Origin of the sequence: Cutibacterium sp. 37298, from assembly GCF_023838685.1 — a bacterium.
Taxonomy (GTDB): Bacteria; Actinomycetota; Actinomycetes; order Propionibacteriales; family Propionibacteriaceae; genus Cutibacterium; species Cutibacterium acnes.
Genome location: NZ_JAJNRJ010000007.1, coordinates 1 through 15,811 on the forward strand (window position 1 = coordinate 1; position 15,811 = coordinate 15,811).

Below are 15,811 nucleotides of genomic sequence, written 5' to 3' on the forward strand. Positions count from 1 at the left end.
AAGAAAACATCCCAGCACAACCACCACCAAGAACCACACACGCAGCCCCCAACGGCCCAACACACACTACACACACACCCACCACCAACACAAACCCACACCCACCAACCAGCAACACCCCTAGTCAGAAAGCCTTTACCGGAAGTCACGCGACTTCGTCGGTACTGACAGATCCAGGGCCTCTAGCCGATCTGCCTGCAAACTCATCACTCCTTCATCCCCTCTCTCGAGGATTCCCCGCACCACCAAAGCCCGCGACGTTCGGGCAACACGTCGATAATGTCTCCACGCCCCCGGGGTGACGATGACGTTGAGCAGACCGGTTTCGTCCTCCAGGTTGAGGAAGGTCACTCCTCCAGCCGTCCCGGGTCTTTGACGGTGGGTTACCACCCCGGCGACCTCGACACGTCGTCCGGACTCAACACCATCCAACCGGTCGACCCGTACCACACCCCGTCGATTAAGGGCATCTCGTACCTGGCGGACCGGGTGATCAGCCGTACTAATACCGGTGGCGCGGAGGTCGTCACCCAGTAATTCCATCTGAGTAGGTTCGGGAAGTAGAGGAGGTTGGGTGACCACCTGAACGTCCAACTGTCCTGGGCCGACACCATTTATCTGGCCGATCTGCCACAAAGCACCGCGTCTGGAACCAACGAGATCGTCGAAAGCACCGGCCAGAGCAAGTGCCTCGACCTCCTCACCGCTCAGATCAACCCGACGGGCAAGATCGTCGAGGCTGGCGAAAGATTCGCGTTCTCTCTCCTCAACAATCCGAGTCGCTGTCTCGATATTGATACCGGAAACATCGGAAAGTCCCAGCCTCACGGCGAAGTGGGTATCGCGACGATGATCACCATCATCACGATTAGGATCAAAGGCCCCGATCTCGGATTCGTCGTGGTCGTGGAGACACTCGTCTATCCCTGTTTCCAATTCTTCACTACCGAGCTCTTCACAGCACGCATCCAACAACTCCAGATCTGCGCCTACTGAAGACCTCGCCACATCAGGACGTCTCGTCACCACCCCATGCCGTCGGGCATCAGCTACCAAGGTTGCCGAGGAGTAGAACCCCATCGGCTGACTGCGCAGCAGGGCCGCCAGAAAGACCGCCGGATAGTGGAGCTTGATCCAGGCCGAGGTGTAAACCAACCCGGCGAAACTCAGAGCATGAGACTCGGCAAACCCGAAATTCGCGAAAGATTCGATGCGGGCGTAAATGCCTTGGGCTGTGTCGTCGTCAATCCCATTGGCAGCCATCCCCTCGAAAAGTTTGGTGCGCAGCGAGTTGATACGCTCCACCCCCCGCTTGGACCCCATAGCTCGACGTAACAGGTCAGCGTCGGCCACCGTGCAGTTGCCCACCGTAGTAGCCATCTGCATAAGCTGTTCTTGAAAGAGCGGAATACCCAGGGTGCGTTCGAGCACCGGCTCTAGCAGCGGGTGGGGATAGGTGACTGGTTCGGCGCCGGTACGTCGACGGATATAAGGATGTACCGCACCTCCCTGCACCGGGCCAGGACGAATAAGTCCGATCTCCACGGCTAGATCGTAGAAACAGCGCGGTCTGAGACGCGGCAGGACACCAATCTGGGCGCGGCTTTCTACCTGGAATACCCCGATGCTGTCACCGCGACACAACATGTCGTAAACCCCCGGCTCATTACGTGGAATAGAGGCCAGAGTCCAGAAGCGTCCGCAATGCTGAGAGATGAGGTCAAAGGAAATACTCAGTGCCGAGAGCATCCCCAACCCAAGCAGATCGAACTTCACCAACCCCATCCAGGCACAGTCTTCTTTGTCCCACTGCAGCACCGTGCGACCAAACATTCGAGCCGGCTCAATGGGGCAGATGCGTCCTACTGGTTCTCGCGTCAGCACCATTCCAGCTGAGTGGATACCCAGGTGACGTGGCAGACCCATTACCTGTTGAGCGAGGGTGGTGACATCGTCAGGAATCTCGGGGCCATCAGGATCGTGGGGCAAGGGCGGCACCGATCGTCTCTCCATTTGACGCGACCATGCGTCCTGTTGGCCCTGGGAATAACCGAGGGCCTTAGCCATGTCACGGATGGCACTGCGTGGACGATAGGTGATGACATCGGCTACCTGGGCAGCATTGCGCCTACCGTATTTGGCGTAGACGTACTGGATGACCTCCTCGCGACGACGAGCGTCGAAGTCGACATCGATGTCAGGTTCCTCCTCGCGTAGCACCGACAGGAACCTCTCGAAAGGCAAGCCATAGAAAACCGGGTCGACGACGGTGATTCCCAGGACATAACAGACCGCCGAAGCCGCCGCCGATCCACGTCCCTGACATAAAATCCCCTGCGACTGCGCAAACTCCGCAATGTCGGAGACGATGAGGAAGTATCCTGCGAAACCCCGATCCTCAATGAGGTCAAGCTCGGTAGCTAGGCGGTCCTTGGCTACCGGATCATCCCCGTAGCACGCCCGACGTCCTTCCTCTACCAAGTGACGCAGCCAGCTGATGGGAGTATGGCCGTCGGGCACTTTCTGGTCGGGCAGACGGGGACGCACCGACTTCAAGTGGAAAGCCGTCCTCTCAGCCACTGCCACCGTGTTATCCACCGCATCTCGATGACGACTGAAAAGATCTGCCATCTCAGCACCACTACGCAGCCGTGCCACCGGGCCGGGAGGCAACCACCCGTCCATCTCGTCAAGACTGCGTCGGGCTCGCACCGCTGACAAGGCACAAGCCAACTCAAACTGCTCACCCCCGGCGTAATGGGCAGCCGTCGTCGCCACCGTCGACAAGCTGTGGCGAGAAGCTAGTTCTGCGAGGAGGTCGTTGTCGCGGGAATCAGTGGGAGCCCGGTGGTCGGTCAGTTCGACCAGGACATTGTCGATGCCAAAAAGGTCAACCAGACGACGCAGCTCCGCCTCGGCCTGCGGCATCCCCCTAACTAAACCTTGCCTTACCGCTCCCTTGCGACACCCAGTAAGAACAGTCCAGTGCCCGTCGGCTACCTCGGCCAGATGGTCGAGATCGTGCACCGGACGGCCCTTGTGGCCTCCCTCAACCAGATAAGCATCGGTGAGAGCCTCAGCCAGACGTCGATACCCTTCCGGCCCATTGGCCAGCACGAGTAAATGACTGCCCACCGGGTCGGCCACCCCGTTCTGCGGCTCAGGAACACCAATCGACAGTTCCGACCCGATGATGGTGGAAAGACCACAGGCTTCAGCAGCCTCGGCCATCCTGACTACTCCATAAAGACCATCATGATCGGTCAAAGCCAGCCCTGATAACCCTAGCTCTGCCGCCCGAATGACGAGATCTTCGGGACTGGAAGCGCCGTCAAGGAAACTGTAAGAGGAATGACAGTGCAATTCGGCATAGGGCACTACCGGCCCCTCCGGCCGGACTGGGTGACGGTCAAAAGGTTTGCGGACGCGACGGTAACCGACCTGGTCAGCGTGACTCTCCTGGTGACCATGGGGAGCAAGTCTCCCAGAAATACGTCCCTCTAGTTCACGCCAAGGAATTGGCGGATTGTGATAGCTCACCGCAATCACGCCTCGTCGTACCGAGCCTCGATCCACCAGCGGTCAGCCGACCCTGCCAACACCCAGGCCTGCTGATCCTCGGTGACCAGTTGCACCCTTTCCACTGAAACGGTCGGGGTACTCCACCACCTCTGGTGTACCGGCCATGGCCCTGCCCACGCGATAACACGACGCCGCGACGTGCCGTCATGGAACCACCCAGGAGTAATAGTGGGCAAATCCGAGGAGGTCGTTAGAGGCATACCATCCGTCGTCTCTAACCGGGCCGGCAGGGGGCGGGAGTACACGATCCCGGGGGCCGGACCATCTAAGTGACCGGGCCAGGGACGATCCACCGGGCGAGCATTTTCAATAACCGCCCCAAAAGGGACAAGTCGGCGTCGATCCTTGAGCATCCGGCCACCGGCGACCACCCCTACCAGGACCCCCTCAGGGCCCAACCTCTCCTGCAACTGAGAGATGACGTGGACGAGGTGCTCAGTGGGCCTGGCACCAAACAACCCCTCAGCAGCTTCCCCCGCACGATGGATGGTGGGAACGATGCGCACCGCCTGTACGCCTGATTGGCAGAACTCGTCAGCACCAAACTCGTCGGTACCACGCGGAAGATCATTAAGTTGACGCGACAATCGCGCTAGCAGATCGTCACCGCTGAACTGCCAAGGCTGACGCCAGGTGTGCTCGGAGAAACCGGTAGTAGCTCGCAACAAAATACGGACCTGGGAGCACACCCGCCCGGTCTCTGCCAGACGTGTCATAAATTCCTCCACCACCGGACGTACCTTGGCAACAACCTGAGTACCAGAAGGCTCCGGGTCATCAAAGACGACCTCCATAGCATCGTCATCCTGGGGACGTCGAGACGACAACATTGTGACGTCCATCCCCCGGGCCCAGTCATGAGCACGCTGACCGGCATCAGTAAACCGCTGCACGACGTGTTGACGGTCTAGATCAGCGAAAGCTCCCATTGTCGTCAGACCGAGTTGGCGCAAAGTTCGCACTAATTCCCCATCGGTCCGTCCTGTGCGAGCCAACACCGAGACGTCGTAGGGAGCCAAGAAAGCTCGAGATGTTCCTGAGGCGAGAAAGATGGGGTCCCGTTTCCCCTCACCGCTACTGTCGGTAGCCGCCACCTCGGCAGCGAATAGACCGTCAGCTACCGATACTCCCACGTGGGGATATCCAATATGGGTCAAGACATTGACCATACGCTCAGCAGCAGCAACCTCATCGCCATAGAAACGAGCTGCACCGCGAGCTGCTACCGCAGCCACACCTGGTCGCACCACGTGGACTGAAGGGGCCACGGACTTTTCGATCTCACGGACCACCTCGTCGAAGAGGACCTCCTCAGAGGCAGAATCGTAAGGCACCACAACGCCCTCGGGACAGCGTAATTGGGCCGCTCGCACCCGCAGGCCGGGAATCACACCTTCCTCGGCCGCACGTGCACAGCAGTCGATGACTACACCACGGTCAGCAATCATAAGCGGGTCGTCACCAGGGTGACGCCGAGATGCGGCCACAATCCGCCACTGTGGGATCACCATCAAGAGGACCCGGACTGGGAAGGGGCTCAGTCGTTCAGCAAACATCCGCCCTCTCCTTGGCAGAGTGCACCCCAGCACCAGTGCGAACTAACCTCACTGAACGATTGTGGTGGTGCCTGACCACCGTTACCTCAAGTTCTTGGGCTGATAGACAGCCATACCCCTGCCCGAGGCCCCGCCAACCGATCGTGCGTACATCGATTCGAGCAGCCGGTTTGGGCCACGGCCCCAGCACTACCAGAGTTGAACCTCGGGAACGCAACCGAGCCGTTAATCGTCTTCCCGCTGTCATCGGCAGCGGTGGCGGAGCTACAGCGAGGACAACATCGAGCCCCTCAATGAGGGTAGCTACCGTCTCGAGCCAGTTCCCTGGATCTGGCACGAGCACCAACCGGGACAGCTCGACTCCCCACTGCCGCGCCGCCTCGACGCTCAACTCGGGCAGGCCTACCACCCCACACCAGCCGTGGGTGAGCAATCCCAGCCCAACCGAAGACGCCCCGTCTAATCGGTACACCGCAGGCATAAGCCCACCAGGAAAGAGCGGCTGAAGCAACGGGTGAATAGCATGGCCGTTAGGCACCTCTAACCCATCGACACCACGGCTCACCAATGCGTCGACGTCGATCATCGCACCCCCTGTCCGACATCCAGCAACCTTCCGAAAACTGACGAGAATCACCGTGACACGCGTGCCCGACAGCTTTACCGATGGGTCTCCAGAACAACAGCGAACACCCTTGTCAATTCATATTGGTGTGGTTCTAAGACCGCCGTCATCCAAGGTTGAGCACTTCGATGCCGTCATCCCTTCCTGCCATGATTGGGACTATGACCTCGTCATCTCAAAGACACCGCAGCTCCCCGCAGCTGCAACTAGCCCTACTGGCTGGACGGACAGCTGCAACGGTCTCCCGCATAGCAGGGAAGGGCTCGGGAGCGTCCATCCGAGGTCGGGTGACAATGAAACTGGCGCCCAGGGCCTTGCCCGAACTATTGGCGGGACGTCGCATCGCAAGCGTCACCGGGACCAACGGCAAGACCACGACGACCCACTTCCTCACTGCCGCAGTGCGGGCCGGGACCCCCGACAGTCAGCGGTCCGTCGTCACCAACGCTGACGGTGCAAACCTGTATCACGGCATCGTCTCAGCTCTAGGACAAGCTCCTAACGCCACTATCGCGGTGCTGGAAACCGACGAACGAGTCGTCGCTGATGTCGTAGCAATGGGCTCCCCGGAGGTGCTGGTGCTGCTCAACTTCAGCCGCGACCAGCTTGACCGCAATCACGAGCTGACTTTCCTGGGTCGCGATTGGCGGGCGGCTCTCGAGAAAGCAGCCGAACACGGACCGACCGTGGTTGCTAATGCCTGCGACCCACTCATCGTGTGGGTGTGTCAAAAAGCTCGTCACGTCATTTGGGTAGATACCAAGCCCCGCTGGACAGCCGATGCGACGCTGTGCCCCAACTGTGGTGCCGTCCTTACCCATAGCGATCAAGGCTGGGATTGCCCTGGATGCGAATTACAGCAACCAGCCGCTGATTGGTGGGTAGAAGACCACGACGCCGTTGAGGCTTCGGGACGGCGCTTCCACCTTGACGTCCAAGTGCCGGGATCTTTCAACCTCACCAACGCTACTTGTGCCCTCGCAGCGGCTATCCATATGGGTATCCAGCCTGAGGACGCCTTACGCGGGATCGCCACAGTGAAATCCCCCGCTGGCCGCTACGCTACCTGCACCATCAGTGGCACTCGCTGCCGTCTACTGCTGTCAAAGAATCCCGCCGGCTGGACAGAATCTCTGCCGCTAACGACCTCAAATCCACTGGTGCTGGCCATTGACGCAGTGGCTGCCGACGGCAAAGACGTCTCGTGGTTATGGGATGTTGACTACGAACAGCTAGCCGGAAGAACCGTCATCTGTGCTGGGCCACGTGCCCTTGATCTGGCCGTCAGATTGCAATACGCCGAGGTGGAGCACATCGTCATTGAGGACCTCTCTCAGGCTCTCTCCCCCCCACTCCTGGCCGGAAAGTGGGACGCCGAACACCCTATTGACGTGCTGTCAACCTATACACCTTTCCAGAAACTGCGCCGACTCGGAGGACTGGCATGAACATCGACCGTCCCAAGATCGTCCTGCTGTACCAGTCCCTGTTGGGCATCTACGGCGACCACGGCAATGCCGTCGTCCTCACTAAACGACTGCAATGGCGTGGCATCGACGCCGAGCTCCTCATCGTCGAGCCTGGTCAGCCTGTGCCCACCGACGGGGCCGTTTACCTGCTAGGGGGCGGAGAGGACACCGCCCAGATCACCGCTGTACAAGAGCTCGAAGCTGATGGCGGGCTGTTCACCGCCCTCGACGACGGCGCAATGCTTTTTGCAGTGTGCGCCGGCTACCAGATCTGCGGAAAGTCCTTCACCATTGGGGCCCGTGATGAGGCCATCAAAGGGCTAGGGCTCCTCGACGCTGAAACTCGACGTGGCCCAGAGCGTGCCGTCGGGGAGGTGCTACACATCTGGACTCAGCCCGACGGTAATACCTATCCCATCACCGGTTTCGAAAATCATGGCGGCTGGACCGAACTCGGTTCCGACGCCAAACCGCTTGCTGCCGTAGAGAGTGGCTGGGGCAATGGCAACCGTCGTGACGAAGGGGCTGTGCAGGGTCGGGTCATCGGCACATATCCCCACGGACCAGTACTGGTACGCAACCCGCAGCTAGCCGACCACGTGCTTGAAATGGCTCTAGGACGCCGTTTAGAACCCCTCGATATACCGGAGATAACGGCGCTGCGACAGCGTCGGATTGAGGCTGTGCGCACCGATCGGTCATGAGCTTGTCACCTCGATTTTGCATCATGACCGGAGTCCGCTAGTGTTGCTTGTTGTCGGCGCTGCTAGCTCAATTGGCAGAGCAGCTGACTCTTAATCAGCGGGTTCAGGGTTCGAGTCCCTGGCGGCGCACCGAAGTGAAAGTCGTTTCGCCCTAAAATTGGGGCGAAACGACTTTTTCATACCCCCTACAGTCAAGTCCGACCGGCAGCATACGGTTCTGGACTGATCACTACCGCAGGCTTCTGCCAATGAGATCGGTATGGGCGGTCTCTTTCACGGAAGTACTTAAACCAAGACCGTCGCACTCCCCGCACTTGATACCAGCACCCCTCAGAGATACCACTTTCATGCCCACATCTTCTGCACGATTATTCACCCCATTAACGAAATACTGTGCAGACATGCTGGGGAGGCAGTGTAGGGTGCTGCCTAAAGTTGTGACCTGTCGCACCTGCAGAAAGTCGCTGATGCGCACGTGATGTCGCTGCCGACATCGCTGTATCAAGGAGGAAGAAGTCACATGATGCACTACACACACTCCCGCCGAGCCTTTATCCAGGGCTCTGTCGGAGCACTGGCGCTCAGTGCCTTGGCAGCCTGCTCTAGCGAGGACTCGAAGGGCTCGGAATCCAACAAACCCGCAGCCGAAGAGGGAGACTTCACCGGTGAGGGCCCCATCAGCTGGGTTCAGGGCAAAGACTTCTCCGGTGGCATGGTCCAGAAGCGACTCGACGAGTGGAACGCAAAGTACCCCAAGGAAAAAGTCTCCCTCATTGAGCTGTCCTCGGAGGCTGATCAGCAACGCCAGTCACTCATCAACGCCGCCCAGACGAACTCTGCGGCTTACGACGTCATCGGCCTTGATCTGGTGTGGGTAGCCGAGTTCGCCGCTAACCGTTGGATCGTCGAAATCCCGTCAGATACAAAACCCGTCGGCGTCATCGACTCGGTGTGGGAGACCGGCTCCTACCGCGGCAAGCAGTACGCCGTCCCGTACGCCACTGACGCACCGATTATGTACTACCGCAAAGATTTCCTTGAACAAGCCAAGGTTGAGATCCCCAAAACCTGGGAAGACGTTAAAAAGGCCACCGAAGCCGTCCGCAAGCTCCCCGGTATGCAGAACATCGGCGGCTTTGGTGGTCAATGGGCCAAATACGAGGGGCTGACCTGCAATATCGCCGAGTTCATCAACACCTGCGGTGGTGCGATCGTCGACGACTCAGGCAAGGTGACCGTCGACTCTCCGGAGTCCATCAAAGGCATCCAGACAGCCGTCGACGCCTTCAAATCCAAACTCATCCCGACCGCTGCTCTGGAGTAGAAGGAAGAGGACAGCCGCAATGGCTTCGAGTCTGGCAAAGTCCTCTTCCTACGTAACTGGCCTTACCAGTACGGCAACGACCTTAAGGAACTCGGCCCTGACAAGTTCGGTCTTGCCCCGTTGCCGTCCATTGATGGCAAGGCCTACACGCCGACCCTGGGCGGCCACAACTGCGCTATCACCACTAACTGCAAGAACAAGGCCACAGCCCTTAAGTTTGTCAAGTGGTGGACCAGCAAGGAGTCTGAGCAGTACAACCTCGAGAAGCAGTCCAACGCCCCCATCTACGGCGAGCTGTACACCAAGGACGAGAACGTCAAGAAGCTCCCGTATCTGCCAACTTTGAAAGCCTCCCTCGACGCTGCTAAAGGGCGTCCTCATGCTGTCGCCTATGGTGACGTCACTGCGGCCATCCAGGATGCCATCTACCCAGCTCTGCAGGGCAAGACTGACGCCGAGAGCGCGGCCAAGCAACTAGCCGAGAAGCTGAAGACGATCATCAAGAACTGACTGTCATTCGACCACATGGACACGGCGGGGCGGGTCACCTACCCCGCCGTACCTATGGATCTTGCTCGCACCACCCGGCCAACAGCGCCAGGGGACAAGGAGCTTTACCATGACCACTGCAACAGTGGAACAGACCAACAAAAGGTCTTCGCGGGCCAAATCTCAAGAACGTCTAGCCCTAGCACTCATCGCACCTACCCTTATCGTCTTGACGATTGTTATCGTCATCCCCGTCATTCAGTCGATGAAGCAAACCCTCTACGGCCAGCCCGAGCTGGATCCAGAAACCGGATTCGTCAACGAGACCGAGCCGTTCGTCGGGATGAAGAACTTCGCCGACATTTTCACCGGCTCCGGGGAGAGATTCTGGACCGCCTTCTGGAACACCACCTTGTTCGGTGTCGTTACAGTCGTGCTCGAGACCATCCTCGGCGTCATCATGGCGCTCATCATGCACCGGGCGATGGCCGGACGTGGCATCGTCCGAGCCGCCATTCTGGTTCCTTGGGCTATTCCCACCGCCGTCTCAGCCATTTTGTGGGGCTGGATCTTTAACCAGAATGGTGTGGCGAATGCCATCATCGGCACGCATATCATGTGGGCCTCGGGCAACTGGACGGCCAAGTGGTCGATCATCATTGCCGACGTTTGGAAGACGGCTCCGTACATCGGTCTATTGACACTTGCCGGTCTGCAAGTGATTCCGACTGAGGTTTACGAAGCGGCCAAGGTGGATGGTGCCAATGCGTGGAAGAGATTCGTCTCCATCACTTTGCCCTTGGTTAAACCGGCACTGGTCGTCGCCGTGTTGTTCCGGACCCTTGATGCTCTGCGTATGTTCGACCTGCCGTTTATTCTCGTGGGGCCGCGTATGAAGTCAGTTGAGACACTGTCCATGCTGGTCCAGGATGAGGCTTCTAACCTGCGGTACGGCGCTGCTGCTGCGTACGCGATCATCCTGTTCCTCTACGTGTTCATCATCGCATTCGCGTTCATCAAGATCCTCGGAGCTGACCTCGTCGGCGACGAACACAAACACAAGAAGATGAAAGCCACCACCTTCGTCTCTGGTGGACGTCCGGGTGGACGTCGTGCCCGGCAGAAAGCCAATGCTGTACAAGCCGCAGCTAGCAAGGAGGCGGCGTCATGAGCACCGTAACTGCAACTGCGCCGGGGACCTTCGACCAGGAGACCCACCATAAGAAAAACACCTGGGCCAAGGTGCTGCCGATCATCGGCATCGTCCTCATCGTCATCTACTGCCTGGCGCCGTTCTACTGGATGCTGGTGTCCTCGCTGCGTCCCGACTCGGAGATCTTCGACAACACCTGGTGGCCAACCCATCCGTCGATGGAGAATTACCAGGCAGTCTTCCAGCCGAGCAACAACTTTCTGCGCGGCCTGCTGAACTCCCTCATTGTCTCCGTCGCAGTGACGGTCATTGCTCTGCTCATCGCCACCTTCGCGTCTTACGCGCTCGCGCGCCTAGATTTCCGCGGCAAGGGCGGATTCCTCATTCTCATCATCGCGACGTCGATGTTCCCACTGGTGGCCATCATCGTGCCGCTGCTGAAGAACTTCTCGGCATGGCATTGGATTAACACCTACCAGGCCATGATCATCCCGGACCTGTCGTTCTCCCTGCCTCTAGCAGTGTGGAACCTTACGACCTTCTTCAAGCAGATGCCCGACGAGTTGGAGCAGGCAGCCATGATTGACGGCTGCTCCCCGGCTCAAGCTTTCCGCAAGATCATCCTCCCGCTGGCGGCCCCCGGCATCTTCACCACCGCGATCATCGTCTTCATTGGTGCGTGGAACGAGTTCCTCGTCGCCGTCACCATGATCAACGATCCGAAGATGGAGCCCGCCACAGTCTTGCTGTCGAAGTTCACCGGAGCCTCACAGTTCAACTCCCCGTTCGGCTCCCAAATGGCTGCTGGCGGTATCAAATGATGCGGTAACACAGTGTGGCTCCGGTCCACCATGGGCCGGAGCCACACCTGCTTTGCGCTATGACCGCTGTTTGCTAGGCGGCACTGTTCTCACGCTCAGCAGCCGCTTGTGCACGCAGCACGGCGGCCTGTTTGAGCATTTTCTCGGCAAGGTTGCTTACCGACGAGTCATCGGTATCGAGCTTGCCGTACTTCTTAGCGTTCTTCTTGCCGAGCTTGGCATTTTTCTTGGCAGCTTTAGCGTCTTCCTTACGACGCTGCTTGGCATCTTTACGAACCCGCTTCGCCTGAGAAAGCTGCAGCTTCTCAAGTTTGCGACGAGCGGTAGCGCCGGTAGCGCGACCGACTATCGCGCGCAGCACAATGATGCTGACGACGCCGGCCGCGAGCGCTCCTGCCGCCATCGCGATCCGCTGCACGCGCCAGCCATTCTCATCTTTGACCTGGCTCTTGACCTGATCAAACTCACCCTGCACAAAATCACGGGCACGATCAGATGCTTCACGCTTGAGGGTTGCCGGATGCACCTCCTCCACGAGGTTCTCCACCCCGGCTGCCAGGCGAGCACGGGTCGCTGCAATATCCCGCCTGATCTCATCGGCAGTGCGCTCGTCCTTCGCCTTCGACTTGCTATCAGCCATGTGACCCCTCCTGGTGCCGTGTCTGCGCTTTGCGCCGGCGTGGGCGCGGCGCTGGTCTGGCAACAGCCTATATCGTTGAGGTCATGAGCACCCGTCTTCAGCCCGGTAATGCGGCCCCTGATTTTACTCTGCCCGCCGCCAGCGGCGACCACATCACCCTTTCAGACTTCACCGGCAAGCGCGTCATCGTGTACTTCTATCCCGCCGCCATGACGCCCGGATGCACAACCCAGGCTATCGATTTCACCGCTCATTTGGACGAGTTTGAGGAGGCTGGGTACAAAGTACTGGGGATCTCCCCCGATCCCGTCGCCAAGCTGCAAAAGTTCGTCGCCAAGGAATCGTTGACCCTGACTCTGCTCTCCGACGAGGGCAAAGAGGTTATGAAAGCCTACGGGGCCTACGGATCCAAGAACGTCTATGGTAAAGAGATCGTCGGGGTCATTCGCTCCACCTTCATCGTCGACGTTGCTGAGGACGGTTCGTGCAAAGTCACCGAAGCCCAGTACAATGTTCGAGCCAAGGGTCATGTCGACAAGCTCTGCAAGGAGCTTAAAATCGACTGTTGATTCGGGAATGCTCGAGGGCCTTGGCGGCCCGGGGACGATAGCGTCCCTATGCCGGAGTGGTGGAATTGGTAGACACGCAGGATTTAGGTTCCTGTGCCTTGTGGTGTGAGGGTTCGAGTCCCTTCTCCGGCACCGCAGCAAGGTCTGTGACCGTCGCCCGAGCAGATCGCTCGGCCCAGTTGAGGGGGCAAGTGCCTCCAAAGGATCATCGCTTAGTGAAGCAGCTGGGCAGCCCTCTGGTACGCGATGGCTTCCCGAATATGCTCGGCAGCATCAGCCCAGGCGTCGCACTTGGGAGAGGCTGTCAGCCTCGAAGCATTCCGCCACCCACCAGTTTCCGGTGCCACGCCGAGCAGTCACCGTGAATGTTGCGGCTCACCACTCCCCACCCTTTCCCGAGCACGGACTCAAACTGGCCGAAGCAAGTGTACGAGCGAGGTGGTGTCGTCAACCTCGGTGTGACACTTGAGGGTACGACTCACACATCGGCCCCCTTGCCGTATTCGGCCCCCTTGCCGTATGCTGAGGCCAGTTTCTAGTCGTGGGGGTTTGCATGAACTGCTCGTTTAACCGTCGTCAACGATCATGGCTTGCCGCAATGGTTTCCGGTATGACCGTGATCACTCTCGTGCCAGCCGCCGTTGCCCACGCATCAGAAACCCAACTACCTGAGGAGTCGTCGTCCTCGAGCGCTCCTTCCTCCAGCGATCACGCAATGGGGTCTCAGATCAAAAAGCATGAGCACGAAACTGCGGTGACCAATCGGGTGCAGAGCTTGACGATAGATACCGAACCTGAGGGAATGGACGTCTCGAGCCATGATGGGAACGTTGACTGGCCAGCGAAGGTTTCTTCGGGGATGTCATTTGCATGGGTGAAAGCCACCGAGGGAACGTCATATCAAAACCCGTTCTACGCATCCCAGTACAACGGGTCCCAGAGCGCCGGTCTGATCCGGGGTGCCTATCACTTTGCCTTGCCATCGAACTCGTCTGGGCAGGCCCAGGCGACGTATTTCTCCGATCATGGCGGCGGATGGTCGGAGGACGGCTACACCCTGCCCGGGGTCGTGGACCTGGAGTACAACCCGTACGGCGAAAATGCCTGCTATGGGTTGAGCCAGACCGCGATGGCCTCATGGATCCGTGATTTCGTGTCCACCTATCAAGAACGGTGGGGCAGGGCTCCCATGATTTACACGTCCACGAGTTGGTGGAACATGTGCGTGGGATCGGCAGCCTCGGATATCACAGCCGTCGCACCGTTATGGATCGCCCGATACTCCTCCACCGTAGGGGAATTACCGTCGGGATGGGACGCATGGACAATGTGGCAGTACTCGGATACCGGTTACGACCATGACCGGATGGCCGGAACCCGCGAAGACCTCGAGAAATTCGCAACCAACGAAACTGCGACGCCACGTCATTAACCCCTGCTGATGAAAAGAGACTCATCTCAAGAATGACATTCGATGGATACTTATCCTGGCAACACCAAGCGCCTACCCAGCAACCGGAAGGGCGATCAGCGGAGCTGAGATAAACGACGAACGCCTTGCCGCCGAAGGTAACACACCTTGGTATGCCAGTATTTAGCAATCTGTAATCTTGGATCAGAGTCACCATGGCAGCGCCAATTGATCCTGACCCTGCACTTCTTCTTTACTGGGGTCTCACATCGACGCTAAGAATCGTGTCCGTAGAGCCGCATCCACCGGCACACCTCGCTGAAACAGTGCGAACCATCAAGAGTGAGAATACAAGGACAATCCTGTAATGACGAAAGCACACCACCACGGCCATGAACAGCATGATCGCTGAAGCAATGCTCATACCGAGAATAAATGGGCATTACTACTGTTCTTGAGCCTGATTCCAATAACACTGAGAGCCAGCCCAGCAAAAGGAAACACTACTAACGACAGCGGATGCATTGCCACCTTCACGCCGCTAACGATATATGATCCGCAAACAAGAAAAACTCAATCAAAAACATAAACACGCCCGTAAAAGTCGCCATGACGGCGCCAATAATGGCTCCGATGGCCAGGCCATTGAGGGGTGCGGCGGTATTGCTCTTCGAGTGTGTTCTCATGGGTGGTCATTGTGGCTCCTTTTTGGTGGTGGTGTGGGAGTCGCAGGCGTCTCCGGATACCGTCGCAGCCAGAGTCAGTTTATTCCGGGTTGGCCACCGTGAGGCAGCCGTTCCAGCCATCAACCACGCTATTGCTAACATTGACAGGCATAATCACAACCTAATTTCTTGTCCCCAAGATGAAGATTTCGATACATCAAGAATCGAGGAAAAAAATCAAGCTAAGGCTTGCTGTAATATAAAACCAGGCGATCACCGATACGAACACAGCCACCACTGTTACGCAACTCATCCGAATGATGTCAGTCCCGTTATTATGCAGGATATTGGCCCTGACTGTGCCGAGCATCCACCCAACCACAGGGAAAACAATCAGTGGGGCAAGGTATATGATAACAGCTTTGCCGCTAAAAATTGCATCTCTGGGTATATAATTACGCCATGCAATAAAATGCTCATGAATCGTCATGATTAACCCCGTAAGAGTTGCCATCACGGCACCTATAATCCTGATTTTGCGTTTCTTTATTGCAGGATTTTCGCAAGCGCCAACTGTTCTCCCCCACAGCCCGGCAAGCCACCCGGCCACAGGGAAAACAACCGACATCAAATAGTTGCCCTGTACAGACATGAAAAAGTTTCCCCGTACACCCCAGAGCAAGAATACGAGCGCCCAGACGGCTCCGACGATGGTGCCGATGGCCAGGCCGTTGAGGGGTGCGTGGTGGTATTGCTGTTCGGGTGTGTTTTTGTGGGTGGTCATCGTGGTGCCTTTGTGGTGG

13 protein-coding genes, 2 tRNA genes and 2 pseudogenes are annotated in these 15,811 nt (G+C 58.2%); 10 read left to right on the top strand and 7 right to left on the bottom strand.

Annotation, left to right across the window (positions count from 1 at the left end):
* Positions 1-135: 135 nt before the first annotated feature.
* Positions 136-3,378 carry an error-prone DNA polymerase gene (locus LRP59_RS11860; protein ID WP_074025729.1) on the bottom strand — a complete coding sequence of 1,081 codons (3,243 nt, stop codon included), beginning with the start codon at positions 3,376-3,378 and terminating at the stop codon, positions 136-138.
* Between LRP59_RS11860 and LRP59_RS11865 the strand changes: the two genes are divergently transcribed.
* Positions 3,352-3,504: a hypothetical protein gene (locus LRP59_RS11865; protein WP_002522176.1), complete on the top strand. Its 153-nt coding sequence runs from the start codon at positions 3,352-3,354 to the stop codon at positions 3,502-3,504. The two genes, LRP59_RS11860 and LRP59_RS11865, sit on opposite strands and share 27 nt — an antisense overlap.
* Before the next feature lie 41 nt (positions 3,505-3,545).
* Here LRP59_RS11865 and LRP59_RS11870 read toward each other — a convergent pair whose 3' ends face one another.
* Together LRP59_RS11870 and LRP59_RS11875 are read right to left on the bottom strand one after the other, a co-directional pair.
* Positions 3,546-5,138 carry a DNA polymerase Y family protein gene (locus LRP59_RS11870; protein WP_002514650.1) on the bottom strand — a complete coding sequence of 531 codons (1,593 nt, stop codon included), beginning with the start codon at positions 5,136-5,138 and terminating at the stop codon, positions 3,546-3,548.
* The gene (locus tag LRP59_RS11875; RefSeq protein WP_002514651.1) at positions 5,128-5,724 is read right to left on the bottom strand and encodes a hypothetical protein; all 597 of its coding nucleotides are present in this window, start codon (positions 5,722-5,724) and stop codon (positions 5,128-5,130) included. The genes LRP59_RS11870 and LRP59_RS11875 overlap by 11 nt, the downstream gene beginning before the upstream one ends.
* Before the next feature lie 332 nt (positions 5,725-6,056).
* On the opposite strand from LRP59_RS11875, the gene LRP59_RS11880 reads away from it, so the two are divergent.
* The 6 genes and pseudogenes from LRP59_RS11880 (at position 6,057) to LRP59_RS11905 (ending at position 11,723) form a co-directional block, all read left to right on the top strand.
* A complete protein-coding gene (locus LRP59_RS11880) occupies positions 6,057-7,211 on the top strand; it encodes a Mur ligase family protein (protein WP_002522175.1) in 1,155 nt (384 codons plus the stop codon).
* Positions 7,208-7,936, top strand: coding sequence for a type 1 glutamine amidotransferase (locus tag LRP59_RS11885; RefSeq protein ID WP_002514653.1), 729 nt, complete (start codon positions 7,208-7,210; stop codon positions 7,934-7,936). The genes LRP59_RS11880 and LRP59_RS11885 overlap by 4 nt, the downstream gene beginning before the upstream one ends.
* 56 nt (positions 7,937-7,992) lie before the next feature.
* Positions 7,993-8,065, top strand: a tRNA-Lys gene (locus tag LRP59_RS11890).
* A 391-nt stretch (positions 8,066-8,456) separates the two neighbouring features.
* Positions 8,457-9,770, top strand: a pseudogene (locus LRP59_RS11895) (ABC transporter substrate-binding protein).
* Positions 9,771-9,879: 109 nt separating this feature from the next.
* Positions 9,880-10,920: a carbohydrate ABC transporter permease gene (locus LRP59_RS11900; protein WP_002514656.1), complete on the top strand. Its 1,041-nt coding sequence runs from the start codon at positions 9,880-9,882 to the stop codon at positions 10,918-10,920.
* On the top strand, positions 10,917-11,723 hold the full coding sequence (locus LRP59_RS11905) for a carbohydrate ABC transporter permease (protein WP_002514657.1): 807 nt from the start codon (positions 10,917-10,919) through the stop codon (positions 11,721-11,723). The genes LRP59_RS11900 and LRP59_RS11905 overlap by 4 nt, the downstream gene beginning before the upstream one ends.
* 73 nt (positions 11,724-11,796) lie before the next feature.
* On the opposite strand, the gene LRP59_RS11910 is transcribed toward LRP59_RS11905, so the two are convergent.
* Positions 11,797-12,363 (bottom strand): DUF3618 domain-containing protein, encoded by a 567-nt coding sequence (locus LRP59_RS11910; RefSeq protein WP_002514658.1) that lies wholly within the window; start codon positions 12,361-12,363, stop codon positions 11,797-11,799.
* 83 nt (positions 12,364-12,446) lie between these two features.
* On the opposite strand from LRP59_RS11910, the gene bcp reads away from it, so the two are divergent.
* Together bcp and LRP59_RS11920 are read left to right on the top strand one after the other, a co-directional pair.
* Positions 12,447-12,932, top strand: a complete 486-nt coding sequence (bcp, locus tag LRP59_RS11915) for a thioredoxin-dependent thiol peroxidase (RefSeq protein ID WP_002522173.1) — start codon at positions 12,447-12,449, stop codon at positions 12,930-12,932.
* A 50-nt stretch (positions 12,933-12,982) separates the two neighbouring features.
* Positions 12,983-13,064 (top strand) — tRNA-Leu (locus tag LRP59_RS11920).
* Between the two features lie 80 nt (positions 13,065-13,144).
* Here LRP59_RS11920 and LRP59_RS11925 read toward each other — a convergent pair.
* The gene (locus tag LRP59_RS11925) at positions 13,145-13,279 is read right to left on the bottom strand and encodes a hypothetical protein (protein WP_002522172.1); all 135 of its coding nucleotides are present in this window, start codon (positions 13,277-13,279) and stop codon (positions 13,145-13,147) included.
* Between the two features lie 251 nt (positions 13,280-13,530).
* Here LRP59_RS11925 and LRP59_RS11930 point away from each other — a divergent pair, with 251 nt between their 5' ends.
* Positions 13,531-14,364, top strand: coding sequence for a lysozyme (locus LRP59_RS11930; protein ID WP_002522171.1), 834 nt, complete (start codon positions 13,531-13,533; stop codon positions 14,362-14,364).
* A 399-nt stretch (positions 14,365-14,763) separates the two neighbouring features.
* Here the strand turns inward: LRP59_RS11930 and LRP59_RS11935 are convergent.
* Together LRP59_RS11935 and LRP59_RS12265 are read right to left on the bottom strand one after the other, a co-directional pair.
* A pseudogene (locus LRP59_RS11935) lies at positions 14,764-15,029 on the bottom strand (hypothetical protein).
* Between the two features lie 196 nt (positions 15,030-15,225).
* Positions 15,226-15,811 (bottom strand): adhesin (locus tag LRP59_RS12265; protein WP_252236880.1); only part of this gene is annotated, 586 nt, incomplete at its 5' end.

Bases quoted from the DNA above. Each gene is read 5' to 3' on its own strand.
- LRP59_RS11865 (WP_002522176.1), top strand. From the start codon at position 3,352: ATGACAGTGCAATTCGGCATAGGGCACTACCGGCCCCTCCGGCCGGAC.
- LRP59_RS11870 (WP_002514650.1), bottom strand. From the start codon at position 5,138: ATGTTTGCTGAACGACTGAGCCCCTTCCCAGTCCGGGTCCTCTTGATG.
- LRP59_RS11875 (WP_002514651.1), bottom strand. From the start codon at position 5,724: ATGATCGACGTCGACGCATTGGTGAGCCGTGGTGTCGATGGGTTAGAG.
- LRP59_RS11880 (WP_002522175.1), top strand. From the start codon at position 6,057: ATGAAACTGGCGCCCAGGGCCTTGCCCGAACTATTGGCGGGACGTCGC.
- LRP59_RS11885 (WP_002514653.1), top strand. From the start codon at position 7,208: ATGAACATCGACCGTCCCAAGATCGTCCTGCTGTACCAGTCCCTGTTG.
- LRP59_RS11900 (WP_002514656.1), top strand. From the start codon at position 9,880: ATGACCACTGCAACAGTGGAACAGACCAACAAAAGGTCTTCGCGGGCC.
- LRP59_RS11905 (WP_002514657.1), top strand. From the start codon at position 10,917: ATGAGCACCGTAACTGCAACTGCGCCGGGGACCTTCGACCAGGAGACC.
- LRP59_RS11910 (WP_002514658.1), bottom strand. From the start codon at position 12,363: ATGGCTGATAGCAAGTCGAAGGCGAAGGACGAGCGCACTGCCGATGAG.
- bcp (WP_002522173.1), top strand. From the start codon at position 12,447: ATGAGCACCCGTCTTCAGCCCGGTAATGCGGCCCCTGATTTTACTCTG.
- LRP59_RS11930 (WP_002522171.1), top strand. From the start codon at position 13,531: ATGGTTTCCGGTATGACCGTGATCACTCTCGTGCCAGCCGCCGTTGCC.